This window comes from Nitrospirota bacterium (assembly GCA_040755395.1).
Classification (GTDB): Bacteria; Nitrospirota; Nitrospiria; order Nitrospirales; family Nitrospiraceae; genus DATLZU01.
Genome location: JBFMAX010000001.1, coordinates 436,700 through 463,696, shown reverse-complemented (window position 1 = coordinate 463,696; position 26,997 = coordinate 436,700). Strand labels below are relative to the sequence as shown.

The window sequence follows — 26,997 nt, the reverse complement described above, 5'->3', positions numbered from 1 at the left end:
CCGAAGCACAGAGCGGTGTGGCTCGCCGTTTGACGGGCCTCGACCGAGGCTCTCCGGTCACGTGCTCTGCATGCTGGTGTTATGGCGGCGTTAAGAATGCGTTCAGCCCGTCGTCAATCAGCATTCATGGGCCTTCAGCGCCAATGTGTCGCTGTCGCGACTGAGACCCGTGCGTTGAGATGGTGGAGGAAAGATGAACAAGACGATCAGGAAATGCGCAGTCATCGTATGTGGCTTTCTCACGATCATGTTGTACAGCCTTGCGGGGTCATCCCGTCTCGAAGCGTCTTGCGGAGCGGTCACCTGTTTTGTTGTGATCGGCTCCCAGCAGCAGGTGCCTCAGCACGGACTGCTCACGATCAACGGCATTTACAACTACACGCCGATGCGGTTGCTGGGCGGGACCTCCGGCGTCATTCCCGCTATCGATCAGGAGCGGCGGCGGCTGATTCTGGACCATCATCGGGAAACGCGGACGATCACGCAGACCTATACCCTGGATCTCAACTACGGTGTGACGGACCGGTTCGGGCTGGAGCTGACGATTCCATATCTCAAACGGACGCACGGGCACCTCGACGGTCTCGGCGAAGAGGGGCTGAACGGCGAAGGCGAGGCCGTGCACTTTGCGGATAACGGGATCGGAGACATCAGGGTCACCGCCAAATACAACGTGCTCCCGACCCTGAGAAGCATGGTGGTGCTGGGATTCGGAGTGGATCTGCCCACGGGCGATACGCGGGCGAGGGACAGCAGCGGGGGGATTATGGAGTCGCCGACGCAGCTCGGGCGAGGCAATGTGGGGTTGATCGGCACCATTTATCAAACTTATGAGTTGATTCCCCACCGCCTGAATCAGTTCGCCTTCGTCAGTTACCGGCACACGTTCCGGAACAACGACGGGTACCAGTTCGGCGACGAATACCTCCTGAATGTAGGGCTCAATCTGGTGACCGTGCCGTGGCTGGTGCTGACCAACCAGCTCAACTATCGGTATCTGGTGCATGACAATATCAGCGCGTCGCTGCTGCAATCCTTGCCAGTGGGTACGCTGGCGCCCGACGAGCCGGTGCCGATTGATCCGACCATCAAGAACCGCCGAGTCCCCAATACGGGCTCGACCTATTTGGCCTACACGCCGGGCTTTCAGATCAATCTCGGTTCGTTGGTCGAGGCCGACTGGGCCAGCATGTCGTCGTTGTATTTCTACTCGCAGATTCCCATCGCGCGGGATGCCAACAACAATCTGGCGCAGGGGACCAGCTTCGTCTTCGGGATCACCAAGTCGTTTCAGGTCGTCAACCCGTAGTTCGGAGCGAGGGCGAAGTCGCTCAAAAGGGGGATGGGTTATGAAAGCGCTCCTGAGCGTTGTCATGGTCGTGACAGGACTGGCCTTTGTGTCGAACCAGGCGGCCGACGTGGTCTGGGGGATGTCCGAACGGCCGCCGGTCGTCGGAACACCGGCCGCGGACTTCAGTCTGACCGACTTGGACGGCCGCACCCACAGCCTGAGCCAGTATCGAGGCCAGATCGTGCTGGTGAATTTTTGGGCGACCTGGTGCAAGCCCTGCACGACCGAAATGCCGGCTATGCAGGCGACCTACGATCGGCTCCGCGACAAGGGATTCGTCGTATTGGCCGTCAACGAACTGGAAGATGAGGCAAAGGTCCGGGACCATATTCGAACCTACGGCCACACGTTCCCGGTGCTGCTGGATCGCGACAATCGCGTAGCGAACCAGTTCGGGGTGTTCGGCCTGCCGGTCAGCGTGTTCATCGACGGGTCCGGCGTGGTGCAGGAGTACATCAAGGGGGGCCTGTTGACTGAGCAGAAAATCATCGAAGTCCTCAGCCGTATTCGGGCGGCTGGAGTGCCGAAGGCGGCGTCATTGAGGTAGGCGTATGGTCAGCCAGAAGCAATGCGTCAGAACTCGGCCGTCGGCCGTCCGCTCGCTCGTTGCTTCGCTCATGTTCGGGCTGAACGTGGTCCTGTGCGCCGCCTTGGTTCATGCGGCCCAGGATCAGACAGAGCCGGTGTTGGGGCGAAAGATCACCGTTCGCGAAGGCCCTGGACCGCTGTCCCCGCCTGCGATCCGCTTCGACCGAACCGGCACATTGCATGTCGCCTGGTTCGAAAAGAAGGGAGCGGCCGGAGACGTGAAAACGGTGCGCGTTGCTCCGGATGGAGGCGAAGTTTCTCTGGTCGTTCGTGTGAATCCCGAGGGCGGAGGCCCTGAGGCGCTGCATCAGGCTCCGGGGCTGGCGACGGGGCCGGATGCCGAACTGTACGTCACCTGGTCGGTGCCCAATAGAACCCCCGGTGCCTTGTTCGCCTCGGACTTACTCCTGGCGCGCTCGACGGACGGGGGCCGCACCTTCGAACGACCGGTCCTCGTGAATGACGACGGCCAACCAATCAGCCACACTTTCGAGGATGTGCTGGCGGATGGAGACGGCCGCGTCTATGTCGCGTGGCTGGACGGCCGGGTGAAAAGCAAAAGCGGGGCAAGCGCCGTCTTCGCCTGTTCCCACGATAGGGGCGCGACGGTTGGAAACAACATCGTCATCGACGGGATGGCCTGTCCCTGTTGCCGGCCCACGGCGTCATTGGCGCCGGACGGCACCCTGTGGGTCGCGTGGCGCAAAACCTTTCCCGGGAATGTCCGGGACATCGTGGTGGCGAGCTCGACGGACAAAGGCGCGACGTTTTCACAGCCGATACTGGTACGGAAGGACGGATGGGTCTTCGACGCCTGTCCCCATCGTGGCCCGTCCATTGCGTTCGACCGGCAGGGGCGCATGTATGTCGGCTGGTACACCGAGGGTATGGATGAGCAACCGCGAATCTACTTGGCGACGTCGGACGACCGTGGCCAGACTTTTTCCGAGCCAGTGTCCCTTCACACTTCGGCCACGGCATTGCCCGATCAGTTACGGATGGCGGTGCATCCGGATGGCGCGGTGATCGCGGTGTGGGAAGAAGTGACCGGCGTGCGGAAGCGCGTTGTGATGCGCGTCTCGGAAGATCGGGGGCGCACGTTCGGACCGGTCGTAACGCTGAGTGAAGGTGCCAAGGCGGAGCATCCGGCGGTGGCCGTTCATGACGACGGCCGGCTGGCCGTGAGTTGGACGGAACATGCGTTCCCCGACAATCGGATCGTCGTGCGGCAGGGCCGGCTGCCGGTGAAGAAGGCGAAGCAGCCGTCATGAAAACCTCATCGGCAATCGGCGCCGCGGTCATGATCGCGGCGCTCGGCTCGCTGGGTGCGGCCTCGGCAGATGCGGCGGGCGGCGTCGATCCCTATCGGGCTGCGGGGGTGCAACGGATCAGCGGAGTCCCGGAGGCGCCGCACTTTTCCATGCACACCATCGATGGGCATGCAGTCGATTCCGGGAGCCTGCGCGGCAAAGTCGTGCTCGTCAATTTCTGGGCGACGTGGTGCGGTCCCTGTAAAGATGAGATGCCGGCCCTGCAGCGGCTCCGGCGCAGTTTGAGCGATCGGCAGTTCGAAGTGCTGGCTGTGACGGCCGACCAGCAGCCGGAGGCCATTCGGAATTTCGCCAAGACCTTCAACCTGGAGTTCCCCATTCTGGTGGATGAGACCAAAGAGGTGAGCGCGGCCTTCGGCGTGCGGGGGTTGCCGACGACGGTCGTGATTGATCGGACCGGCCGCTGGGTGGGCCGCGCGGTCGGTCCTCGGGAATGGGACAGTCCGGCCATGGTGGCCCTGTTTGAAAACTTGACCGAGTCTCCGCGATGAACGGACCGGAACGTGTGGCGTTCACTTCATTCGAGCGGCGGCGATGGGCCGCCGGGTGGACATGGTCCGTGCTGCTCCATGCTCTCGTCGTCGCGGCGTCACTCGGCGTGATGGCGAACCTGCACCCGGCGCCGGAACAAGAACCCTTTCGATGGGAGGTATCGCTGGTCGAGGCGCCCCGGCACGATGTCGCCGCCGAATCGGCGCCAGCCGCGGATGTGCCCACGCCGTCACAGCCTCGCGTGCAGCCGGCGTCACGCGAGCCGGTCCGGCCGACCCAACAACCGGTCGTGCGCCGGGTTGAGACCAGACCGATCGAAGAGACGGTCGAGCGGGAAATCCGCCAGGTGGTCACGGCCGTTCAACCGGTCAAGCCGGTCATGGAGGTCCAAACCCGGGCGGTTCTGCCCCAGCCGATCCAACAGCCGGAGACGGTGCCGAGAGAGCGTGCTCCTCTTCAACGAGTTGCGGGCACCGAACCGGTCGGCGAGCCGGCCCCGGTGATGACCGAGACAAAACCTGTCGCGGCGGAACTGGCTCTTGTAGCAAAAGCGCCGTCCGTCGTTCAACAGCCGGAGCCAACGTCTCTCGCGGCAGTGCCGACGCAATCGGCGGTGGTGGTCGAGCGGCAGCCGATTGTGGAGCAGCCGGCCGTGACGCCTATCACCCGCAACCCCGCGCCGATTCCGGATGCAGCGCCCGTACAAGCGAATATTGAACCGCCGGCCCGGTCCGCGGTGGCCGACCACGGCGAGCCCGAGGCCCCCGCTCCGACGGCGCAGGAGACCGCTTCGCAGATCGCCGCAGTTCCTCGCTCCGCTCCCGCGACGAAAGCGGATTACAGTTGGCTGGCGGAATCGCTGTGGCGCCGCGTCGTGGAGCTCAAACGGTATCCTCACGAGGCCAGGCTGAACCGATGGGAAGGGAAAGTGGTCCTGAAAGCGGTGATCCGTGAAGACGGTCACCTGGGTGACCTGCAAATCCAAAAAAGCTCCGGCTACGACATCTTGGACCAGGATGCAATGGAATTAGTGCGCAAGGCCTGTCCCCTTCACCTGAAGCATCCGCTCGGACGCCCGGAAGTCGTGCTGCAGATTCCGATCAACTATGCCTTGAGGTAGGGTCAGCGCGTACATGGGTGGCAACGTGCCTGCGAAGAGCGCTCGCCGTCCTGCGCCGACACCCGGCGTCGACGTCGTTCTCGCTCCCGCGCTGATCATGCTCTACGCCGTTCTGAGCGTTGCGGCGGTCGCTTGCCTGCCCGATGCCGGTCCGCCGATCGGACAGGCGCACCATCATCAGCACAGCCACCACAACCAGAACGGCCTTGCACACTCTCCGCTCTGCGCCTGGGCCTGTCAGGCCAACCCGTCGGTGTCTCTCGCACCGTCGGGCGTCGGCGGCCCGATTTTCCTGCTGCTCGTCGGGTTTCTCTCGCTGACCTCTTGGTTGCCGCCGGCCGCCGATCTACGTGCCGGCCGATCCCGTTCCCCGCCCCTGCCTCGACTCAGCTGCTAGCTCATCTGCCCATCACTTCACCAAAGCGGATTCGAGGAGGAGGAGGCCATGCGTCTGCCGAGTCTCCGGCGGGATGTCTGCCGGGCGTATCTCATTATTATTATCGGGGCATGGAGTGCGGGAATCGTGAGTATGGTTGCGGCGGAGGTTCCGGCCGTTGGGGCGCAAGAACAGGAATCGAGCCCACCCGATGTCGTCCTGGAAGACGTTCGCATCGAAGGGCAGAAGATCGAGAACATCGAGGATGTCAGAAAAGAATTCGCCCGGCGACCGGGCAGCAACATTCTGATCGAAGAGAAACAGATCGTCGAGTCGCGCCAGTTGAATCTTCAGGATGTGTTGCAATTCGCGCCGGGGGTGCGCTTTCAGTCCCGCTTCGGCGCGGACGAAGGGCAGTTCCAGATCCGCGGCACGTCGCTCCGGAACAATTTCCACCACCGCGGCATCAACATCCTCATCAACGGCATTTTCTTCGGCGATGCGGACGGATTTTCGGACTTCGAGTCCATCGACCTCATGGCCTACGAGCGGATCGAAGTCTATAAGGGGGCGAATGCCTTGCGATATGGCGCCAACACGATCGGCGGCGCGATCAATTTCGTGCCGAGGACCGGCTACAGCGCGTCGATCCTGCAAATGCGGGGCATGGGGGGGAGCTTCGGCCTGTACATGGGACAGGTCTCGAGCGGCAAGGTCCTGCCGTTCAAGGTCGGCAACCTGAACGCGACCGCCGATTACTACATCAGCGTCTCCGGCAATCGCCAGGACGGGTTTCAGGACAACAGTCAGCAGGGCCGACAGCGCATCAACGCGAATCTCGGCCTGCAGCTGGGATTGCACCAGGAAATCCGCGCGTATTTCCTTCAAGCCAACGTGTCGGAACGCATCCCGGGGTCGTTGACCAACGCGCAACTGTTCGCGAATCCTCAGCAGGCGGGCGGGCGGACACCGGGCGCGAACCCGACCGGCGGCAATTTCTTCGCCTGCAACCTGGACAATCAAACCTGCAACTACGGCCGCTATTACAACCTGCAGCGGATCGGCGTGGCCTACCGCAACGAATTCGCACCGGACCAGTTTGTGGAAGTGATTCCGTACTATTCATACCAGTATCTCGACCACCCCATTTTCCAGACCATCCGGCAGGACAACAACAACGTGGGTGGCGAGATCCGGTATCGCAACACCAACCGGTTGTTCGGGCGCGAGAACGTCTTCGTCGTCGGCGTCCAGCCGCGCTACGGCGACCAGCACCAGACCCGCTTCGTGAACATCAACGGCAGCATCGGCGCGATGACCCAGAACGCGTTTCTCCGGACGCTGTATGTCGGCGCCTATGCCGAGGACCAATTCGACGCGATGGACAATTTCACGCTGGTCGTCGGAGGCCGGTGGGACTACTCGAGCCGGCAGGGGAATGTGCAAAACTTTGGACCGGCCAGCTTCCCGGCGACTCAGACGACCCCATCCGTCCTGCAGAACACCCGCCAGCCGCTTGCGCAGTTCGACGCCCTGAATCCCAAAGTCGGCTTCGTGTACCGCACCACGGCGACGTCGCAACTCTATTTCAACGCCAGCCGGGCTTACGAGGCGCCGCTGAACCTCGAATTGCTCTCCTCGGTCAATGCGACCGGCTCGCCCAACACCGGCTTTTTGAATCTCGACGCACAACGGGCGTGGCAGTTCGAACTGGGGCACCGAGGGGCGTCAGCCGACAAACGGTATCTGTGGGATGTGACCGTGTACGACCTGGAAATGCAGAAGGAGATCCTGGCGTCGAACATCAACAACCAGAGCACCTTCCAAAATGCCAACGGGACGCGTCACACGGGTGTGGAAGTCGGGGGCGCGATGGTGGTGACCAAAGGGCTCCTCGCGAAGGGGGGCGGCGCGAATGATGACAGCCTGCAGACGCGCGTCGCCTACACCTGGTCCCGCTTCAAGTTTACGGACGACGTGCGCGGCGGAGGCGTCGGCGGGCCCAACGTGCTGATCGCCAAAGACGGCAACACGGTGCCCGGCGCGCCGGAGCACAATCTGAACGTCGAAGTCCGCTATGACCACCCGAACGGCTGGTGGATCGCCCCGAACTTCGAGTGGTCGCTTTCCGGCTTTTATGTGGACAATTTGAACACGGTGAAGAACCCGTCTTATTTCGTCCTGCACCTGCGGTCCGGCTGGAACGTGAATGAGAACCTCACGTTCTTTGCCGAGGGCCGCAACCTGACCGACAAGACCTATGCGGGAGCGGTCATCGTCAACGATCAATTCACCCGCTTCGCGAATCCGGCTCAGGGCGTGAGCGGCTACGCGGGTGTCGAGTACCGGTTCTGAACGATTCTTTCACTACGGAGGTGCAGCCATGGATAAGCCGTTACTGCGCGTCAAGGAAGCCGCCGAGTTCCTGCGTGTCAGCCGGTGGACGATTTACCGGTGGCTGGAGGAAGGGCGGCTTGGGGGCACGAAGCTCGGGCGCGGGAGCCTCCGCATCTTTGGCGAGTCCGTCATGGCGCTGGTAGAACAACACCGGACGGCCGGTGGCGAGGCGATGCCTGCACCGCTTCAATTTACGCGCAGTCGCAGGGGAATTGGGCGGATACGCAAGGATTCACGCGATCCAGAGTTCGTGAATGTTGCAGAGAGTAGCACTCGTCAGTAGACACAGAACAGATTCGGGAGTATACACGCGTCCATTCGTGAATAGGCGCCGTACGGCGGTGAAGCCAAGTCGATGCGCGGACGTGATCCGATGATGAGGAGTCCATACCTTGGGCCCTTGGCGGTCGGGGTCGTCGTTGCCTATGTCCTTGCAGCGATGCTGATGTCGGCCTGCGGCCTGCTGCATGTTGGATCCGTTTCAGATCATGCGACTCACCACCATGACTCGCCGGCCAAGACTCCCTTCTGCGCTTGGGCATGCCAGACACACGGAGGCGCGGCGCTCCCGTCGCTTCCGGTTGAAAATTGGACCCTAAGGCTCATCGGCACGGTCGTCCATTCATCTCCGGGATCGAATCCAACGGTTTCCCTTGCGCTGTTGTTTGCCCGCGGCCCTCCCCGGTAAGCAGTCTTCTCGTCATTTATCACCGCTTCGTCCGTGAACCTACTCTGTTGCGCGCACGCACAGGACGGCGCGGGTTCGCGCGCTTTGCGATGCAGAATTGGAGGGAGAGGCCGATGGGGAAAACGTCGATGATGCGGCGCCATGTCTTCACATTACAGGCCGTGATCGGTGTGTCAGTCTGTTTTGCTGTCGGAGTCTGTATGGATATGGCGGCGGCGGAAGAATCGGGGCCGGTGGCCGGCGGATCGACGGAACAACGTGGCGGAGCAGAAGGCGGCGACGCCGTACGAACGGAAGCGCCGCTGGTGCAGATGGCCCCCGTCGTCGTGACGGCGACGAGGGCGCCGAAGCCGCTGACGCTGGTGCCGGGTGCCGTCAGCGTCGTCGAGCAGAAGCAGATTCTGCAAGGCAGGCCCGCGACAGGCGTCGACGAGACGTTGCGCTACGCGCCCGGCGTGCAGGCGGAGCGACGGTTCGGACCGGACGATGTTCGTATCTCGATCCGAGGCAGCGGCGTTCGTTCGACATTCGGTGTGCGGAGTATCCGCGTCTTGATCGACGGCATTCCGCTGACTGAGGTCGACGGTCAAACCCGGCTGGAGCCGATCGACTTGGATGCAGTTGCGCGAGTCGAAGTCCTGCGCGGTCCCAACTCGACGCTCTACGGCAACGCCTCGGCCGGGGTCATCAACTATGTGCTGGAGGAAGGGGAAAAAGACAATCGGTACGCGGAGCCGAGGTTCGTATTCGGCGCCTATGACTTCTACAAGTATCGGCTGAAGTCGGCCGGCGCGACGGATCGGTTCGGTTGGATGGCCAATTACTCTTATCTTGATTACGGCGGCTACCGCGACCATTCCACAACCAGAAACCAGCGCTTTTTGGGAAAGTTCAAATACACGATCAATGACCGCTCCGACCTGTCGCTGGTGGTCACCTACGGCCAGCTCGACGGGGATATTCCGGGCAACCTGACCATGACCCAGTTTCGAACCAATCCGCGGCAACAACAGCAGACCTTGCACGCGATTCCGCCTGCGACATTTCCGGCGAATACGCCGTTTGCCGCGTTTCAACCGGCCAGGAAGGATGAACGGTTCCGACCCGCTGTGGTCTATCGAAACCAGTTCTCGGAGAACCAAGAATTCAGCCTCACCGGGTTTTTCGGGACGCGGGATCTCCATCATCCGCTTTGTTGCTTCCCGGCCAGCTTCATCACGCTCACCAGGGTCGAGAACGCGGCGTTTGCGAAATACACCAACACCGTCCCGTTCTTTGGACTGCCCAACCGCCTCATTGTCGGCTATGACTGGCAAGATCAGAATTCCGTGAACAAGAATTTCGACAATGTGCTCGGCTCGCCGGGAGCGCTGCGCGTGTATACACAAGAGCGCATTAGCCAGGACGGCTTCTATGCGCAGGACGAGCTGAGCATTCTTGAGCAGGTCGAGCTTGTAGGCGGCGTCCGGTACAGCCAAGTCCGATTCAAAATCGATGACCGCCTCAAAGCCGGCGGGATCGATGGCTCCAGCCGTCGCAATTTTGCCCAGACGACGGGCCTCGCCGGGGTTCGCTACAGCCCGGTGAAGTGGGCAAACTTCTACTTCAACTTCGGCCAATCTTTTGAGACACCGACAGGCACGGAGTTTCGCAATCCCACGACTCCGACGGGCGTGGGGCTCAATCCGTTCGTGCAGCCCCAGAAGTCGTCAAATTACGAACTGGGTGTCAAAGGCGCGGTCGGCGAGACACTGTATTACGATTTCGCCATCTACCGGCAACATTTCAGCGACGAGTTGATTCAGTTCTCGACCGGTTTCACTGGGGCGTGCAGCATCTTTGCCCCGTGTTTTCGGAATGCCGGAAAAACCGATCATGACGGCTTCGAAGTGGGGCTCGCCTATAAACCACTTCGCGCCCTGACGATTCAGGTCGCCTATACGTATGCCGACTACCGATTCCGGGATTACGTCGTCAATGGCGTGCAGTTAGCCGGTCGGAGGTTGCCAGGCATTCCCGAGCACCGATTGATTATCGATGCGACCTATGAACAGCAGGAAGGCCTGTTGGCTGGCGCCTTTGCCGGAGTCGAATGGCAGTATCAAACGGCCTATTTTGTCAGCGACACCAATCTGGATTCCGTTTCTCCGACAGGGACGAATCCCCAGAACGATCGGAAAAATCCCGGCTACACGGTCACGACCCTCAAGGGCGGCTACAAGGCCATGCTCAGCAAGCACTGGGGGCTCGAACTGTTCGGACGTTTGGAAAACATTTTCGATGCGAACTATGCGTTTGCGACTATCAACCCGGCCAGCCAACCGGCTTTCGGGCCGTTCATCGGGCGAAATGTCTTTAGCGGCTTTTCGCTCCGGTATGCCTTCATGTAAACCGGAGCGGTTCGGCCTGCGACGAGGCTTTCCGTCGGGCAACGGTCGGAGACGGGGCGTGACTTGTGTCCTCCTGCGGGTTATGCCCCGCGTAAGGGTCCGAGGTTCGGGGGGCCTCCTTCCTCGGATCCGCTCGGAGCAGGGGCTTCACACTCTTCTCCCCTGCTCCGAGCCATTTTAACGAGGAGACCGAGGGTGGATCAGCCGGGCTAGCGTGACGCAAGGCAAAGGGGGTGTTCGAACAGTGGTCGGGCTGTTGTGACGACGGCCCATTGCCACCAAAAGCCGGTCCAAGACGGCTGGCGTGCGACCGCGGGTGCGATGAGAACTGAGAAGCCGGCACGGTGGCGTGCACGGGATGAAGCGAAATGTGACCTGTGCAGGGGGGAAAGCGGCATGTGGGAAACAAGGAGGAGAAGGACTATGAGCAAAACGGTCGGTCTCTCCGTGCTGATTGGTGGAGTGCTGGCGTGTGTAGCCTATGCCGAGGTCGGGTCTGTCCTGAAAGATGGGCAACTGGCCCTGCCGGCCAATTACAAACAGTGGCCGGTTTTTCTCACCAATGTCCAACGACCGGACCTCAAGCAAGTCCGGGATATTTATGTCAACCCCGCCGGAGCACAAGCGGTACAGGGGCAGATGTTTCCCGACGGAACGGTCATGGTGATGGAACTGTACTCGGCGAAAAACGGAGCTCAGGGACAATTGGAAAAAGACCAACTTGTGAAGGTGTTCGTGATGGGTAAGAATCCCGGTTGGGGACAAGGGGTCGCCGACAATCTGAAAACCGGGAACTGGATATTCGCGGCATATGATCCGAAGGGGAAGCCGTTGGCGGAAGACGTGACTAAATGCCGGGCGTGCCACGCACCGTTGGCCAAACATGATTTCGTTCACCGGTACGAGGAATATTTTCAGAAGCGGGGGCATGTCCATTGAATGCGCGTCACATGCGGCGCCGCTTGCCCACGAGGCGCCGTTCCGCGGAGCTTGTGCTGTGACCTACCTCCTCGACACAGGCTCCACAAGGGGAGCGGTCACCGAACCGCTCCCCCTTTTTCGAATCGAAGGACGCCAGCGAGGCAGAGATCGATGGGTGGAGTCACGCGAAGAAACGTCTCGATGAGTCCTGATCAGGCAGCGGAGGTGAGCGTATGTCGGTCGATCAGCGGAAGCGGCGCGTTGTGAGTCAGCGTCGTCTTGTGATCGTATGCAGCAGTGCTCTTGTCGCCCTCGTCTTGCTGATCCCGGTGGTTTCCGGTGCGGCGGATCCAGCAGCCGACGCACATCGAGCGTTGGAGCGGATTCTTCGAGCACAAGCCTTCAACAAAGCGTTCGACGGGTTTGATTCGTACGTCGTGACGATCGAGTCCGATCGCCTCCATGCGGACGGTTCACGGGAGGTGATTGCCGTCGCCAGTGGCGAGATTTTTCGGGCAGGAAAAACGGCTGAGAGTGGAGTTCTTGGTGGTCGGCGAGCAAGTCATCGGAGGGCAGATCCTCGAACACGCTGACCTGCCGCCGTGCAGCTCAACTTCATCACAGGCGTCGTCACTCTAACCAAGGAGGTCTCCAATGTGGAAGAAAGTCATGTTCGGAGTCTTACTCGTGTCAGTGGTCGGGTCGGCCGATTATCGTGCATTCGCCCTTCAAGCGGGCGGCGTCGAAATCGGAGACCTGGAGACGGGCTCTGTTGTCGGGCAGCCCTTCAAGGAATTGCCGGTTGACCTGGAAATTTATGCTGCCGATCTAGGGAACTTGAAAATCATCTATCCACCGACATCGGTCCTGGACATGAAGACACGGGGCGGTCGACCGGTCGTCATCAAGGTGACGAACAGGTCCTCCATCGATCGTGGGTTCTTGATGACTGCCGACGGGGCATTTGAGGCGCCGACGGTCTTAAGGGCGCAGTTGGTGCTCAAGCCAGGAGAGACGAAATATATTGGCATTCCGACGAGCGACCTGCTCTATGCCACATCCGGCAGTACCTTTGTGTATAAGGATCATCTCCACCCAAGCGGGGCCGAGGGAAAACTGCTGATCCTTCGCTAAAACTGGGCAAGGTGAGAACGCAGCGAGGACACGCCCCCTGCACCCTAAACCCTAATAGGTGCAGGGGGCGTGTGCATTTCCGGAATGGGGGTAAAGTGATGATTTACCAATAGGGATACCGGCCCCAATAGTACGGACCCCAGTACGGCGGTCCCCAATAGGGGCCGTAGTAGGGTCTGATGCGGAGGGGCGCATCGGCGATTCTCGGCCAGACTTTCAGGTGCTTGATTTCCAGCACCGGATAGGTGTATTCGGTCTCATCCAACGGCAGCGTGATCGAACCGGTCACCTCGCCTGTGATCGTCACGCGCGTTCCAGGAGGCAGCGTCGCAGGGTCGAGGAAGTCTCGTTGAATCGCCACGAACCGGCCCTGTGACTTGGTCAAATCGAGTCCAGGCTCCTGCGATCCGTCAAGCGGGAGTTGCAACACTTCGATTCGCGTCCCCTCTTTGAGCCGTTTGGCCGTCAGCACTTCCCCGCCTAACATGACCACCCGGCCTTTGTGCGATTCCGGAGAGGCCTTGATTTCGGTAAACGAGACCCGCTCCGCTTGGTTGGGATATGACTCAGGGGCAGCGGCCGCGCATCCCGAGAGAGACGCCAGCAGGAGAAGCAACAGAGCCGGCCGCGCAAACCCGTCTTTCATGCCGACATTATAACAAAATAACAAACACTGCGCCTGCGCCGCATGGATTATAATGACCACGTTGGAGCGCATACGATGAAAAAGGAGTGATGGCATGACGGATCGACGACGCACCTCTTGGCCGATAATGGCCTGGCTGCTTCTGGTCTTGCTGGCGTGGGGGGGAATGCCTTCCCTCGGCGCGGCCGGCAAACTTCAGTTGAACGGAAAGTACGAAGAGCTAAACGAGCCCTCCAGCCACACGCCGGGAAAGGTGAAGCTGGTGGAGTTCCTGGATTTCTACTGCCCGCATTGCCATCGGTTTGATGCGGAAGGGTTGTCGATGTTGGAAAAGGAGTTCGGCAACAAACTGGAAGTGACCATGGTCGGCTTTCCGGTCATTCAAGGCAAGCTCCCGACCGCCTTCGACATGTACGAGCAGGCCAAGAGCATGGGCAAGGGCAATGAGATGAAGCGGGCGATCTTCCGGACGATTCATCAGGACCGGGTGCACATCTTTGATCGGCTGATTCGAGAGAAGCTGGCCAAGGAAGTGGGCCTCGACCCGGTCGCGTTCGAAGCAGGCTTGGCGAGCGGCAAGCCGGCGAGAGCGTTTGAGGAGGGAAGAAAGTGGGGCGAGCGCATCAAGGTGCAACAGACGCCCACCATCCTCCTCGACGGCAACATCAAGGTGGAACAGATCGATCCGGAGAATCTCAAAACGATTATTCGGAGCATTTTGGATGCGGACGCGAAAAAGTGACGGATGACACGGGGCCAGTGAACGGAGAAAAGCTCATCTCAAAGAGTGACTTGCTGGTCTCTTCACCCATCACGCATCACGCGTCACGCCTCACGGGGTTCTGATGGCCATTGATCCGATCTGCGGCATGACGGTGGAGCCGGCTCGGGCGGCGGGCAGTCATGACTACCTGGGCAAGACTTATTACTTCTGCAGCCGGCATTGTCTCAACACCTTCCGCGCCGATCCAGCGAAATATGCCGAGTCTCGACCGCTGGTGACGGTCGAGACGCCGCCTGCGAAGAAGACGCTGCCGGTGATGTCCGGTGGCCCACAGGTCGGCGGCGGACCAGGCGAGGTTGATCCGGTCTGCGGGATGACCGTGGAGCCCGCAACAGCCGCCGGCTCGCACGTGTACGAAGGCAAGACCTATTATTTCTGCTGTCAGGGTTGCCTGACCAAGTTTCAGATCGATCCGTTCAAGTACCTCAAGGCGAAGGCGGAACCGGAGTCTCACACGCCGGCGCCAACCGGCGGCCTCTCCCGCGACTACACCTGCCCGATGGACCCGGAGGTTCACCGGGACAAGCCCGGCCCCTGTCCAAAGTGCGGGATGGCCCTGGAGCCGGCGACGGTTGCGCCGTTTGCCACCAAGACCGAATACGTCTGCCCGATGCATCCGGAGATCGTCAGGAGCGAACCAGGGACCTGTCCGCTCTGCGGGATGGCGCTGGAGCCGAGAACGGTGTCTCTTGAAGAGGAAGCGAATCCCGAACTGACCGACATGACCCGCCGGTTCCGGATCAGCCTGGGACCGGCAGCGGCGGTATTGGTCCTGGCCATGTCCGACATGATTCCGGGGCAGCCGATTCAGCGGATCCTGTCGAATGCCGCGCTCGGTTGGCTGCAGTTCCTGCTGGCGACGCCGGTGGTGCTCTGGGCCGGGTGGCCATTTTTCGAGCGGGGATGGCAGTCCGTCGTCAACCGCAGCCTCAACATGTTCACGTTGATCGCGATGGGAACCGGCGCCGCGTATCTCTACAGCGCGTTCGTGACGCTGCTCCCCGGCCTGGTGCCGTCCTCGTTCCGCCGGCCCGACGGCTCGGTCGCCGTCTATTTTGAAGCGGCGGCCGTCATAACGGTCCTCGTGCTGCTCGGTCAAGTGCTGGAGTTGCGGGCGCGCGGCCGCACGACCAGCGCGATCAAGGCGCTGTTGGGTTTGGCGCCCAAGACCGCGCGCCGGCTCCGGGACGACGGGACGGAAGAAGATATACCGCTGGACCAGGTGAAACCGGGCGATCGGCTGCGGGTCCGGCCCGGGGAGAACGTGCCGGTGGACGGCGTCGTGGTGGAAGGTGCCAGCGCGGTGGATGAATCGATGATTACCGGCGAGCCGATCCCCGTCGAAAAAGCCAAGGGCCATCGCGTGACGGCGGGGACGGTGAACGGCACGGGCACGTTGATCATGCGGGCCGAGCGGGTCGGCGCCGAGACATTGTTGGCGCAGATCGTGCGGATGGTGAGCGAGGCGCAGCGCAGCCGCGCGCCGATCCAGCGGCTGGCGGACGTCGTGGCCGGCTATTTCGTACCGCTGGTTGTCGGGATCGCCCTCGTCTCGGGGCTTGCCTGGGCCCTGTTCGGACCGGAGCCGCGACTGGCCTATGCTCTGGTGAACGCCGTGGCGGTGCTGATCATCGCCTGCCCTTGCGCGTTGGGGCTGGCGACGCCGATGTCGATCATGGTCGGAACGGGACGCGGCGCGACCGCCGGCGTGTTGATCAAGAAAGCGGAAGCGCTGGAGGTTTTAGAAAAAGTCGATACCCTCATGTTCGACAAGACCGGCACCCTGACCGAGGGGAAACCGAAACTGACGACGGTCAGAGCTGAGCCGTGGATCTCTGAGATCGATCTGCTGCGGCTCGCCGCCGGGCTCGAACGGGGCAGCGAGCACCCGCTGGCCGCGGCGGTTGTCGCGGAAGCCGAAGCCAGAGGCTTGGTCCTCTCACCCGCTCAGGAGTTCCGGTCCGTGACCGGGAAGGGCGTGAAGGGAACGGTCGAAGGCCGCGCCGTCGCCTTGGGCACGCCGGCCTTTTTGCGGCAGGACCTGGGTCTCGCGGAGCAGGACCTGCGCGAACTCGGAACGGAAGCGGACCGGTTACGGCGCGAGGGGCAGACCGTCGTATTCGTCGCCGTGGATGGCAAGCCGGCCGGCTTGCTGGGCGTCGCCGATCCGATCAAGGCGTCGACGCGGGAAGCCATCAGGCTGCTGCACGCCGAGGGCCTCAGGCTCATTATGGTGACCGGCGACCATCGGTCAACGGCGGAAGCGGTCGCGAAGCAACTGGGAATCGATGAGGTGAGGGCCGAGGTGTTGCCGGAGCAAAAGGGCCGAATCGTGAAACAACTGCAAGCCGAGGGGCGCGTCGTGGCGATGGCCGGGGACGGCGTCAACGATGCGCCGGCGCTGGCGCAGGCCGATGTCGGGATCGCGATGGGCACGGGCACCGATGTCGCGATGCAGAGCGCCGGAGTGACCCTGGTGAAAGGCGATCTCCGGGGGATCGCCCGCGCGCGCCGGCTCAGCCGCGCGACCATGCGGAACATCCGGCAGAATCTGGTCTTCGCGTTTCTGTACAACGCGCTGGGGGTGCCGATCGCCGCCGGCCTGCTCTATCCCGTCTGGGGGCTGTTGCTCAGCCCGATGATCGCGAGCGCGGCCATGACCTTCAGTTCCGTGTCGGTCATCTCCAACGCGTTGAGGCTGCGGCGCGTCGAGTTATGAGTGCGAGTCCCTTTCCTTCAGAGAAAGCCGCGACGGCGCTGCGGGCTCTGTGGTGGGTACCGGTGCTGGCGCTCGTCGCGGGGGGAAGCGCCGGGCTTCCCTCGGCCTTCGCGGCCGGGCGGTTGATCCCGGTCGTCACGGCCCTCGATCTGCAGGCGCAGGTCAAAGGGACGGCGGCCAAGGTCATCCCGGCCGTCGTGAGCATCGCATCCACGGTCGTTGTGCGCGATCAAGCCTTCAGCGACGAAGGCCTGCCCTTCGGGCTGTTCCGCGAACCGCCGTCGCGCCGGCAGTACGGGCAGGGGTCGGGCGTCATCGTCTCGCCGGACGGATACATCATCACCAACAACCATGTCGTAGCGGACGCCGTGGACGTCGAAGTGATCCTGGCCGATCGACGGCAATTCAAAGGCCGCGTCGTCGCCACCGATCCGAAGACCGATGTGGCGGTGGTGAAGATCAACGGGACCAATCTGCCGACGGTGCCATGGGGCGATTCGGGCGCCCTGGCCGTCGGGGACTTCGTGCTCGCCATCGGCAATCCGTTGGGGTTGAGCCGCACGGTGACGTTCGGGATCGTGAGCGCGGTGGGCCGGGCGGATGTCGGCGTCGCCGACTACGAAGATTTCATCCAGACCGACGCGCCCATCAATCCCGGCAACTCGGGCGGCGCGCTGGTCAACATCCATGGCGAGCTGGTGGGTATCAACACGGCCATCGCCAGCCCGACGGGCGGGAGCGTGGGCGTGGGATTCGCTATTCCGAGCAACATGGCGCGCGCCGCGATGCAGAGCCTCCTCAAGACCGGCCGCGTCGTCCGCGGCTTTCTCGGCGCTTCCACCCAGGACGTGACGCCGTTGTTGGGCAAGATTTTCAAGCTGCCGGACGTGAAGGGGGCCATCATTACCGATTTGATGGCCAAGGGCTCGGCGGAGAAGGCCGGCCTGCGCCGGGGCGATGTGGTGGTGCGCTTCGACGGCAGGGACGTGATGGACAGCGGCCACCTTCGCAACCTCGTCGCCGCAGCGCCGATCGGCAGCAGGCACCGGTTGGATGTCATCCGTGACGGCAGGCTGGCGCAGACGGAACTAATCGTTCAGGAAGCGCCGCGCGAGCGCGTCAAGCGCGCGCAGACCACGCCGGTCGAGGCGGCCACCCATCCGCTGTCCGGGGTCCTGGTCGATGAGGTCACGCCTGCGTTGGCACGGCAGATGGGGTTGAACGTCAATTCGGGCGTGGTGGTGACCGACGTCGAGGAAGGCAGCCTGGCGGAGGCGTCCGGCCTGATGCCCGGCGACGTGCTCCTCGAGCTGAACAGACAACCGCTCCCCAACTTCGCCACGTTTCAACGACTCGCCGAGCCGATCAGACCCACCGATGTGACCCTCCTCCTGGTCAACCGCCAGGGGACGGTGCTGTATGTGCCGATCCAAGGGGAATAGGGAGCAGGGCGTGTCAGGGCTGGTGCTCCCGCACCTCTCGAAGCGACCCTTCCGGACTCTGCCCGGCGGAAACCTTCGGAAATTCCCTCGAAGACTCGGTCAGTCTCCGCAGGCAGCGAAGGATGATCTCGTGCGGATCGTAGACGAAAGCGGCGAGGATTACCTTTTTCACAAAAGCCTCTTCGTTTTCGCGGACTTTCCAAAGGCGATCGAGAAAAAATCCGTTCGCTCGAAACCGCTGCCGCCTAACCGGCCATTGATCAGTAGCGGCTTTCCGGGCGAAATTCAGGGAACATTCGGGTTTGCTTGTCGTATCAAGTGCATCGCCGTCTGTGGAAATGCAGAATCTTCTTTGATCGGGAATTTAAGCCATGAAGATCAAATATTTTCAAGACACAGACACGCTGTACATCGAGTTCAGGGCAGCAGAAGTCTCAGAGACGAGGGATTTGGATGAAAACACGCAACTCGATCTCGACAAAGATGGAAATATCTGTGCGATGACAATCGAGCATGCCCGAGAGAGAGCGGACATTCCGCATTTTTCTTTCGAGCAGATCGCAGCCTAACACCTGGTTTCCTCTGCAGCACTCGTACCACGCAGCTTGCTGAAGGATGCTAGTCTTCTCCAAAACACCCCTCCACCAGTTGGCTCGCCTGTCTAACCCCCGCGCGTGCACGGCCCAGCAGGCACCGTAAACACCATTGTTGACACTCCCGCCGCCCCGATGCTATTGTGCGTGCCACGAATTAGACATTCGTAACACCAGGAAGGACTCAATAATGACAAAGCTCGTTCGGTTCGGGGTGTCGCTGGATCACCATCTGCTGGATGATTTCGACCGGTTGATTCAGCGGCGGAGGTATACGAACCGATCGGAGGCGTTGCGGGATCTGATCCGAAACCACCTGGTCGGGCAGGAGTGGGACGAGAACAAGGAGACGGTCGGGACGATCACGTTCGTGTATGACCACCACGTCCGCGACCTGACCCGGAAGCTCACCGACATCCAGCACCGGTACCAAAAGCTCATCCTCTCCGGCATGCACGTGCACCTGGATCACGACCACTGTCTGGAAGTGCTGGTCGTGAAGGGGAGAGGGTCGGAGATCAAGAAGGTCTCGGATGCGCTGGTCAGCGTCAAGGGCGTAAAACACGGGAAGCTGACCATGACGACGACCGGCAAGGGACTGAGCTGAGCCGGCCGGTGAAGGTATTCGGCTCGCTTCTCCAGCTCTTTCTTTTCATCGTTCTGCTCGCCTCGTCAGCCTTCGCGCATGATCCGGACGCGCCGACCGTGGAGGTGCCGGAAATCGCCGTCTCGGCGGATCGGCCCATCGCGGCGTCCTCGCACCAGTTCATTCCGGACGTAGAGTATCTCTTGCAGCCGCAAGGACGGCCGGCCCAGGTGCTGCGCCTGATCCCCGGCTTTATTGCGGTCGAGCATTCCGGCGGCGCGGGCAAAGCGGACCAGTACTTTCTGCGCGGCTTTGATGCGGACCATGGAACGGATGTCGCCTTTTTCACAGACGGCATGCCGATCAATCTCCGGAGCCATGCGCACGGCCAGGGCTATGCGGACCTGAACTTCATTATTCCGGAGACGATCGAGGGTCTTGACGTGTACAAGGGCGCCTATCTGCCCGAATTCGGAGATTTCGCGACAGCCGGGGCGGTGAATTTCAGAACCAGGGACGTTGTCAGGGAGGGTGTCGTGCAACTGGCCGGCGGCCAGTTCGACACCCAGAGGCATTTGCTCATGTTTTCTCCGACGAAGGACAGGGTCCGAACCCTGTTTGCGGGAGAGGGCTACTACACCAATGGACCGTTTCTCAATGACAATCGGTACCTTCGCGGGAATCTGCTGGGAAAAGCCACGTTGAATCCGCTCGGCCGGGACGAACTCAGTCTGGCCGCCACCTTCCATAAAGCGCAGTGGAATGGCTCTGGCGAGATTCCCCTGCGAGCGGTGCAGGATGGATCGCTCGATCGCTTTGGGTCGATCGATCCATCCGAGGGAGGGAAAACCATCCGCAGCACCGCCAGGCTCAATTATCATTACGACACAACCGCAGGGGGTCGCTTCTTTGCGAATGCCTATGCCCAGTATTACAAATTCGATCTCTTTACCAACTTCACCTTCTTTCTGAATGATCCGGTGAACGGAGATGGGTTCCTCCAGTCCGACCGGCGGGTCCTCTACGGCGGTGACCTGGGCTATCGGCAAGCGGGAACTCTACTCGATGTTCCCGCTGCTGCCACGATCGGCGTCCAAAGCCGTGTGGACAAGATTCATGCGCGGCTCGGGCCACAGGTCAGGCGGGCGCCGCTCGGCGTCACGGTCGATAGCGATATTCAGGAAGCCTCCTATGCACCGTTTGTCAAAGCGGAAATTCAGCCGACGCTGTGGCTGCGGCTGGGGGGCGGTGTGCGTGGCGAGGTCTTTACGTTCAACGTCCGGAATCGCTGTCCCGATTGTCCCGAGCAGCCGGTGGGACGGACGACCTCAGGTCTGGTCTTGCCGAAAGCGAACCTGGTTCTGGGTCCCTGGCTCGGTACGGAACTTTTTCTCAACTACGGGGAGGGCTTTCACAGTAATGACGCGCGGTCGGCCGTGGCTCCCGCTTCATCCCCGCTCGCGCGGGCCAAGAGCTATGAGGTGGGGGTGCGCTCATGGCCCTGGGGACCCGAGGGGATGGAACTGATCGCCACGGCCTGGGCTCTGGATCTGAAGCAGGAGTTGGTCTTTGTGGGCGACGAGGGCACGACCGAAATCCGGGGCGCTACGCAACGCCGTGGCATCGAGGTCGCGGCCCGCGGGCAAGTTTGGGGCCCGCTCTATTTCAACAGCAGTTTTACCTGGACCCAGGCCGAATTCCGGAACGGCGATGCGATTCCTCTGGCTCCCGAATACACGGCCTACGGCTCGGTGCTGGTTCGCTGGCCGGAGGGCCTGACGTCGCAATTGCAGGCGACCTATCTCGGCGTCCGACCGTTAATCGAAGATCGGAGCATCACAGCGCCGTCGTGGTTCGTGTTCGACTTGAGCGAACGGTACCAACTGCCCGTCAAGTTGCCGTATGGCCGGATGGAAGCGTTTCTGTTTGTCCAGAACCTGTTCAATACCAAATGGGAGCAAGCGGTCTTTGCTTTCGAATCCCAACTCCGGAATGAAGCGGCACCGGTCAATGACACCCATTTCGTGCCGGGGAATCCCCGGTTCGTGATGGGGGGCCTGGCGTGGTATTTTTAGCGGGACAAGCGCGAAAGGCGGGAGTCGTGGGACTTGCCCGGTCGCGCTTTTCCCGCGAGTCGCGCCCGCGGCGCGCCACCGTGGAAGGCAATGATACGCAAGATACTCCCTCGCTCGTACTTCAACCGCCCCACCTTGCAGGTGGCTCGGTCGCTGCCGGGCAAGTATCTGGTGCGGGAGAACGGGGAGAGAAGAATAGTCGCGAAGATCGTCGAGGTCGAGGCCTACGTCGGGCCGGAGGACCGTGCGTCGCACGCGTCACGCGGACGAACCCCTCGGACCGACGTCATGTTTGGGCCGCCGGGCATCGCCTATGTCTACCTGGTTTACGGGATGCATCACTGCTTGAACGTGGTGACCGAACGGGAAGGCTATCCGGCCGCGGTGTTGATCCGGGCGATCGAGTTGGATACCGGCCTGGTGGACGGCCCGGGCCGTGTGTGTCGGACGTTGCAGATCGATCGTAGGCTGAACCGGCTCGATCTCACGCAAGGCCGGGCGCTCTGGATCGAGGACCGGGGAGATCGATGGTCGAGAGGCCGGATTGCGGTCTATCCGAGGATCGGCGTGGCGTATGCAGGCGAGTGGGCAGCCAAACCCTGGCGGTTCAGGGTTGAAGAGCCCGCTGAATAATTGCCTGACCGTGGACGGGTCGCGGTATAGAAAACGGGGACCTCGTCGGATCGACAAGGCCCCCGTTGTGGTTCGAAACGATGATTACGGGATTTGGCGACCGGCCCCGATCTTGGTGGCCGACTGCACCGGAGGCTCGATCTTAATCTGCGGGCCTTGAACGGCCGGGAGCCGGCCGGCGCCTTCCTTCTTCATGATCCGCTGATTATTCTGGTCCATCAGGTGTTGCTGAGCGTGCTTGACAGACTGGGCTGCCTCAAGCTCCGCCTTCTCCCCGGAGGCATTGGTCTGGCCCGGATCATTGGCCAGTGGTTGGCCGGTGACCGGGCTTGTGGCCGGTTTGGCAGGATATCCGGGATGCTTGGGCAGCAACGCCGGATTGGCGGAAGCCAACGACAGCACAAACAGCACACCTGACAGTGTTGCAACAGTGCCGATTAAGAGCTTCATACCCCTACTCCTTTGAAGAAGGTGGCTGAAAACAGTGGCGCATGAGAACCGATCAAGCGGGCGGCATCTTAGCGGTCCCGCCCTGACCCTGTCAAGAGGACGAAGCGACGGATTCGCGGGCGGCTTTGTTCAATGGGTTCGCCGGGGAGGACGCCGGCCCCGTCCTCGGTGGCGATAGGCGCCGGTTCGCCCGGCGGCCGGTAACCGGATAATGACCGTGGTGCCCTGACCAGGCCCGCTGGCGATAGAGATGTGTCCCTGGTGTTCCTCGACTATTTTCTTGACCGTCGCCAACCCAAGACCGGTTCCTGACCGTTTGGTGGTGAAAAAGGGTTCGAACACCTTGCCGACGTGTTCCGTCGGAATCGGGGCGCCGTCGTTCTTGATCAGGATCTGGACTTCCTGATGTCGGCCGGCCCGCTGATTCGCCACCTGAATGTCCAAATGGCCGCCGGGCGTCATGGCTTCCAGGGCGTTTTTGAAAATGCTCAGAAACACCTGCTGCATCTTGGCTTCGTCGCACCGGACCGGGCTGACGTGGGACGCATAGTCCTTGGTGACCTGGATACGGGTGACCTCCAACTCCGTGGCCACGACGGTCAGCGCGTTTTCGATGATTTCCGGCACGCGGCACAGCCGCCGGTTCAGCTCCAAGGGTTTGGCGAAGTCCAGGATCTCGTTCAGAATGGCTTCGATCCGGATGAGATCGCGCATGGCGTTCTCGACCCGCGTCTGCGGATCGAAATCCAGAATCCCCTCGCCCGTGACTTCTTCAAGTTGGGCGCGGATGGAGGCCAAAGGTTCCCGTACTTCCGTCGCCAGGAACGCGCTGAACTCGCCGATAGCCGCTTGCCGCTCTTGTTTCCGGATCATGGGCTCGGACGGGGCCGGTGGGGCTGCGGCGGCCTGGCCGTCCCCCGGAGTCGCTTCCTGCGGCCTGGCCGGCTGGCTCGCCGGCGGTTGTTGAAAGAGATCGACCAACTTCAGCGTCACGGGTTCCAGCGTGCGGGCGTCGGCGACGGAATAAAAGGCCGTTTCTTTGGAGGCGAGCGTCAGAGTGCCCCCGACCTGGCCGCGGACGAAGAAGGGCACGACCAGCGAGGAGCGGAACCGGTCCTTATAGAGGTGCTTGTGATCGAGAAATCTGCCCTGCGTGGAGGCCAGATCGTGATCCACGCGCGGCTTGCGGTGGCGCACGGCCCACCCGGCCGCCGATGCGTCGAGCGCGAGCCGCTGGCCGGGTTTGAGGTCCTTTTTGTGTTCCCCCTTCTGATCCCCGGCGATGGCGATGACTTCCACGCTGCCCGCAAGAGGATCATAGTAGCAGACCCAGGCGCGATCGTACGGCAACAACGGCGTCACCTCTCCCAGCACAGCGCCCACTTGTTCCTGCATCTCCGGCGTGGCGCGCGAGGTCGAGGCCGTCAGCAGGTCGGTTCCAGTCGAGACGGTCAGCGGTTCCTGAGCGACGAGCGGGCGGCTGAGGACCACGGAGTTGTCGAAGAGGACTTCGCGCTCCAGCGCCTTGGTGATCTCTTCGCTCGCGCTCTCCAGGAGCGACTTTTCTTTCTTAGCGAACGACGCGCTCTCCTTCCGTCCGACGACCACATAGCCGTAGGTCCGCTGGCGGTAGCGCAGCGGAGCGGCCAGCAACGACTTGGCGCCGGGGGTGATCAGCCGGAGGCGGATCGTGCGCGAGCCATCCCCCTCTTCGGAAGAGGGCTGCAGAAACGAGGCTTCCGGCGTGGAGAGCGTTCTGATGATGGCGTGGACGTCCCGCGGCGTGAACCCTCGATAGACTTGGGCCACGAGCGGGCCTTTCTCGCGGTGAAAAATCGCGGCCAAGGCCGCATCCACCGGCAGGTCGTTGAGGACCGACGTCAAGGTTCGCTGGAGGTGCGTCTCTTGTGCGGCTTTGGTCTGTTCGGCCGATGGCGTCACGACAAGGAGTCTCTCACACAGAGGCCGCATTGTAGCAGCGGAGAGCGGTCATGATCAAACCCGCCGGTCAGTCGGGGTTCACGATGCGCGGCGGGCGGGACCGGTGAATCACCAGCTCGACGCGGCCCTGTTCGTTGATCCACAGGTTCAAGGTGAAGCTCACGACGCTGATCAGCAGCGCGCCCCACACCGACGCCCAGAATCCCTCCACGACGAACCCTTTCACCAGCCACCCGACGAATTGAAGGAGAAGCGCATTGATGATCACCATGAAGAGGCCCAGTGAGAGGATGATGAGCGGAAGCGAGAAGAGATAGAGGATGGGTCTGACCGCCGCGTTCAGGAGCGACAGCAACAGGACCGCGGCGAGTCCGGCGGAGAGACTCTGCGCCTCGATGCCGGGCACGATTGTGATGGCCAGAAACACCGCGACGCCGGTGATGATGAAACGGATCAGCAACGCTCTCATCGCGACTCGTCGAATGTGGTTACTTGCCTTTCGGCCTGGCGAACCGCACTTCCGTCGCCGTCAACGTCTCGCCGTCCTTGGTGGTTTCGATCACGACTCGGTCGCCCACTTGAGGCCTTCCCTGCGCGCCGGCCTCGCCCTTGGCCCGATACCGTGTTTTGTCGGTCAGTCGCACCGAAACCGTGCCGCCTTTGAGCGTCTTGACCTCGATGTGGCCGCCGTCGATCGCGGTCACCATTCCGAGCACATGCTCGCCGCCGCCATGGGCCCAGGCCGCGGTCCCCACAGCAGCCAGGCACGACACCAGCAGGCCGATGATGAACTTCGCCAACGGGCACCTCCTTCCACGACGTGTCAGTGACGATGCGAAGAGGACGGCGCGGGCACGTCCTCGCCTTCCAGAAAACGGTCGAAGGCGGCCTCCTCCTCCAGTTCTTTTTTCGTCTTCGGATTCAGCGACTTCATCTCTTGCAATTCCTCGGGCGTGAGGTCCGGCAGGTGCCGGATGAAGTGAACCAGTTTCCAACTGTCGAGGTCCTTGTCCGGATCGCCCGAGCCCCAAGCCGGCATGGCGGTAAACCGAATCCCGTTGTGGATGATAAAGAACAACTCGCCGTCGGACATGGACTGTGTCTCCTTCAGTCGCAGGTCAGGCGCTTTGGGGTAGACGCTCTGTCCGATCGGGGTTTTTCCGCTGCCGTCGTTCGCATGACAGGTGGCGCAATGATCGGCGAAATGCGCGCGCGCCTCGGCCAGAACGTCCGGGCTGCGCGGCACCGGGTTGGGTGTGTTGCGCTGCTCGACGGGAATGGCCAGATGTCGAATCTGCCGAGCCAGAAAGACTTCGAGCGCATGGGGTTCGGCCTTCGCGCTGAAGCCGGTCTTGAACGACCGGTACCCAACCCAGCCCAGCATGCCCATCAGCGCCGCGACGACAAGGACCAGGATCACGATCAGTTTGGATCGCGTCTTCATCGCGCCTCCGTGTTTGTTCTGCAGTATACAAACTCCGAGATGCTACCGCCACTCATGAGGCAGCCGGGCGGGGGCTTGTCCGAACAGACGCAGGAGCAACAAGGCGGTGATCGGGATATAGATCAGGATGCCCGTCAGGCCCAGCAACGGTTCCCCGATCCAGAAGGTCACCGACCAGTTGAAGGCCAGCACTCCATAATAGAGCCCGCAGCCCCGTAATAGCTTGAGGGTAACCGGTTCGTCTCGGTGAAAGGGCACGGGCGGGAGTCGGCGATCGCACGAGAAGTACAGGGTAAGCGCGATGAGACCGACGATCGCCCAGCCGATGTAATTGGCGATCGGCACGCCGAAGTGAATGCCTGGATCGGGATAGTCGTAGATTTTGCCCAGGAACCACCGGTCCCCCCTCAACGCCACCGGATCGATGACGATGTCGATGAAGGCGAAGAACAGCCCGGTGAGGAAGAGCGCGGGCCAACTCGATCGGACGACCGGATCGAAGACGAGAAAGGGCAAGACACGATCGGCCCGGGCGGTCCTTCCGGCCGGATGGCCGTCGCGCGCCGGCAGGAGAAAGAGCAGCGCGAGGCAATAGCTGGCGTAGAGAAGAAAAGTGAAGGACAGCGAATCCATGAAGGGAATGTCGGCGAGATACAGCTCCCGGCCGGTCGTCGCGCCGGTGTAGGAGTACCGACCGAACGGAATGCCGGTCCGTGTCGAGCTGAACTCGCAGGCGAACGCGGTGAGCCAGGTCAAGCCGAAGAACAGCCACGTCCGCTTCCAGCCGATCAGCGCCTTGGCCGAGAAGAAAAATGCGGCGAGAAAGAGAAAGACATAGGGACGGAGTTGGACGGTCTTGATCAGGAGGGTCAGGGTGTCCATCGATTCTGAGTGCT

At 61.8% G+C, this 26,997-nt stretch carries 27 protein-coding genes; 18 read left to right on the top strand and 9 right to left on the bottom strand.

Going from position 1 to position 26,997, the window contains the following annotated elements:
• The first annotated feature begins 193 nt into the window (after positions 1–193).
• From AB1555_02395 to AB1555_02350, 10 genes are all read left to right on the top strand, one after another.
• On the top strand, positions 194–1,309 hold the full coding sequence (locus AB1555_02395; GenBank protein MEW6245540.1) for a hypothetical protein: 1,116 nt from the start codon (positions 194–196) through the stop codon (positions 1,307–1,309).
• Positions 1,310–1,349: 40 nt separating this feature from the next.
• Positions 1,350–1,898: a redoxin domain-containing protein gene (locus tag AB1555_02390; GenBank protein MEW6245539.1), complete on the top strand. Its 549-nt coding sequence runs from the start codon at positions 1,350–1,352 to the stop codon at positions 1,896–1,898.
• A 4-nt stretch (positions 1,899–1,902) separates the two neighbouring features.
• Positions 1,903–3,210, top strand: a complete 1,308-nt coding sequence (locus tag AB1555_02385) for a sialidase family protein (GenBank protein ID MEW6245538.1) — start codon at positions 1,903–1,905, stop codon at positions 3,208–3,210.
• Entirely contained in the window at positions 3,207–3,761 is a 555-nt protein-coding gene (locus tag AB1555_02380) for a TlpA disulfide reductase family protein (GenBank protein MEW6245537.1), read from the top strand. The genes AB1555_02385 and AB1555_02380 overlap by 4 nt, the downstream gene beginning before the upstream one ends.
• A complete protein-coding gene (locus tag AB1555_02375; GenBank protein ID MEW6245536.1) occupies positions 3,758–4,882 on the top strand; it encodes a TonB family protein in 1,125 nt (374 codons plus the stop codon). Before AB1555_02380 ends, AB1555_02375 begins: the two co-directional genes overlap by 4 nt.
• A 13-nt stretch (positions 4,883–4,895) precedes the next feature.
• Positions 4,896–5,279: a hypothetical protein gene (locus AB1555_02370; GenBank protein ID MEW6245535.1), complete on the top strand. Its 384-nt coding sequence runs from the start codon at positions 4,896–4,898 to the stop codon at positions 5,277–5,279.
• A 48-nt stretch (positions 5,280–5,327) separates the two neighbouring features.
• Entirely contained in the window at positions 5,328–7,613 is a 2,286-nt protein-coding gene (locus tag AB1555_02365) for a TonB-dependent receptor (GenBank protein MEW6245534.1), read from the top strand.
• A gap of 28 nt (positions 7,614–7,641) precedes the next feature.
• A complete protein-coding gene (locus AB1555_02360; GenBank protein MEW6245533.1) occupies positions 7,642–7,938 on the top strand; it encodes a helix-turn-helix domain-containing protein in 297 nt (98 codons plus the stop codon).
• Positions 7,939–8,456: 518 nt separating this feature from the next.
• A complete protein-coding gene (locus AB1555_02355; GenBank protein MEW6245532.1) occupies positions 8,457–10,733 on the top strand; it encodes a TonB-dependent receptor in 2,277 nt (758 codons plus the stop codon).
• A gap of 423 nt (positions 10,734–11,156) precedes the next feature.
• Positions 11,157–11,672, top strand: a complete 516-nt coding sequence (locus AB1555_02350) for a cytochrome P460 family protein (GenBank protein ID MEW6245531.1) — start codon at positions 11,157–11,159, stop codon at positions 11,670–11,672.
• Between the two features lie 194 nt (positions 11,673–11,866).
• Here AB1555_02350 and AB1555_02345 read toward each other — a convergent pair whose 3' ends face one another.
• The gene (locus tag AB1555_02345) at positions 11,867–12,118 is read right to left on the bottom strand and encodes a hypothetical protein (protein MEW6245530.1); all 252 of its coding nucleotides are present in this window, start codon (positions 12,116–12,118) and stop codon (positions 11,867–11,869) included.
• A 190-nt stretch (positions 12,119–12,308) separates the two neighbouring features.
• On the opposite strand from AB1555_02345, the gene AB1555_02340 reads away from it, so the two are divergent.
• Positions 12,309–12,788: a hypothetical protein gene (locus tag AB1555_02340; protein MEW6245529.1), complete on the top strand. Its 480-nt coding sequence runs from the start codon at positions 12,309–12,311 to the stop codon at positions 12,786–12,788.
• A 103-nt stretch (positions 12,789–12,891) separates the two neighbouring features.
• On the opposite strand, the gene AB1555_02335 is transcribed toward AB1555_02340, so the two are convergent.
• Positions 12,892–13,494, bottom strand: a complete 603-nt coding sequence (locus AB1555_02335) for a Slp family lipoprotein (GenBank protein MEW6245528.1) — start codon at positions 13,492–13,494, stop codon at positions 12,892–12,894.
• Between the two features lie 34 nt (positions 13,495–13,528).
• On the opposite strand from AB1555_02335, the gene AB1555_02330 reads away from it, so the two are divergent.
• The 3 genes from AB1555_02330 (at position 13,529) to AB1555_02320 (ending at position 18,379) form a co-directional block, all read left to right on the top strand.
• A complete protein-coding gene (locus AB1555_02330; GenBank protein ID MEW6245527.1) occupies positions 13,529–14,176 on the top strand; it encodes a thioredoxin domain-containing protein in 648 nt (215 codons plus the stop codon).
• A 103-nt stretch (positions 14,177–14,279) separates the two neighbouring features.
• A complete protein-coding gene (locus AB1555_02325; protein MEW6245526.1) occupies positions 14,280–16,937 on the top strand; it encodes a heavy metal translocating P-type ATPase in 2,658 nt (885 codons plus the stop codon).
• Positions 16,934–18,379 (top strand): Do family serine endopeptidase, encoded by a 1,446-nt coding sequence (locus tag AB1555_02320; GenBank protein MEW6245525.1) that lies wholly within the window; start codon positions 16,934–16,936, stop codon positions 18,377–18,379. The genes AB1555_02325 and AB1555_02320 overlap by 4 nt, the downstream gene beginning before the upstream one ends.
• A gap of 13 nt (positions 18,380–18,392) precedes the next feature.
• Here AB1555_02320 and AB1555_02315 read toward each other — a convergent pair whose 3' ends face one another.
• Positions 18,393–18,551: a hypothetical protein gene (locus AB1555_02315; protein ID MEW6245524.1), complete on the bottom strand. Its 159-nt coding sequence runs from the start codon at positions 18,549–18,551 to the stop codon at positions 18,393–18,395.
• Positions 18,552–18,750: 199 nt separating this feature from the next.
• On the opposite strand from AB1555_02315, the gene AB1555_02310 reads away from it, so the two are divergent.
• From AB1555_02310 to AB1555_02295, 4 genes are all read left to right on the top strand, one after another.
• Entirely contained in the window at positions 18,751–18,948 is a 198-nt protein-coding gene (locus tag AB1555_02310; protein ID MEW6245523.1) for a DUF2283 domain-containing protein, read from the top strand.
• A 214-nt stretch (positions 18,949–19,162) separates the two neighbouring features.
• Positions 19,163–19,579, top strand: a complete 417-nt coding sequence (nikR, locus tag AB1555_02305; GenBank protein MEW6245522.1) for a nickel-responsive transcriptional regulator NikR — start codon at positions 19,163–19,165, stop codon at positions 19,577–19,579.
• A gap of 8 nt (positions 19,580–19,587) precedes the next feature.
• The gene (locus AB1555_02300) at positions 19,588–21,633 is read left to right on the top strand and encodes a TonB-dependent receptor plug domain-containing protein (GenBank protein MEW6245521.1); all 2,046 of its coding nucleotides are present in this window, start codon (positions 19,588–19,590) and stop codon (positions 21,631–21,633) included.
• Positions 21,634–21,723: 90 nt separating this feature from the next.
• Positions 21,724–22,266 (top strand): DNA-3-methyladenine glycosylase, encoded by a 543-nt coding sequence (locus AB1555_02295; GenBank protein ID MEW6245520.1) that lies wholly within the window; start codon positions 21,724–21,726, stop codon positions 22,264–22,266.
• An 84-nt stretch (positions 22,267–22,350) separates the two neighbouring features.
• On the opposite strand, the gene AB1555_02290 is transcribed toward AB1555_02295, so the two are convergent.
• From AB1555_02290 to AB1555_02265, 6 genes are all read right to left on the bottom strand, one after another.
• Positions 22,351–22,716 (bottom strand): hypothetical protein, encoded by a 366-nt coding sequence (locus AB1555_02290; GenBank protein ID MEW6245519.1) that lies wholly within the window; start codon positions 22,714–22,716, stop codon positions 22,351–22,353.
• Between the two features lie 129 nt (positions 22,717–22,845).
• On the bottom strand, positions 22,846–24,657 hold the full coding sequence (locus AB1555_02285) for an ATP-binding protein (GenBank protein MEW6245518.1): 1,812 nt from the start codon (positions 24,655–24,657) through the stop codon (positions 22,846–22,848).
• Between the two features lie 67 nt (positions 24,658–24,724).
• The gene (locus tag AB1555_02280) at positions 24,725–25,126 is read right to left on the bottom strand and encodes a phage holin family protein (GenBank protein MEW6245517.1); all 402 of its coding nucleotides are present in this window, start codon (positions 25,124–25,126) and stop codon (positions 24,725–24,727) included.
• A gap of 19 nt (positions 25,127–25,145) precedes the next feature.
• Positions 25,146–25,457 (bottom strand): DUF5666 domain-containing protein, encoded by a 312-nt coding sequence (locus AB1555_02275; GenBank protein MEW6245516.1) that lies wholly within the window; start codon positions 25,455–25,457, stop codon positions 25,146–25,148.
• A 23-nt stretch (positions 25,458–25,480) separates the two neighbouring features.
• Positions 25,481–26,101 (bottom strand): c-type cytochrome, encoded by a 621-nt coding sequence (locus AB1555_02270; protein MEW6245515.1) that lies wholly within the window; start codon positions 26,099–26,101, stop codon positions 25,481–25,483.
• A 42-nt stretch (positions 26,102–26,143) separates the two neighbouring features.
• Positions 26,144–26,983, bottom strand: coding sequence for a carotenoid biosynthesis protein (locus tag AB1555_02265; GenBank protein ID MEW6245514.1), 840 nt, complete (start codon positions 26,981–26,983; stop codon positions 26,144–26,146).
• Between the last annotated feature and the right edge of the window lie 14 nt (positions 26,984–26,997).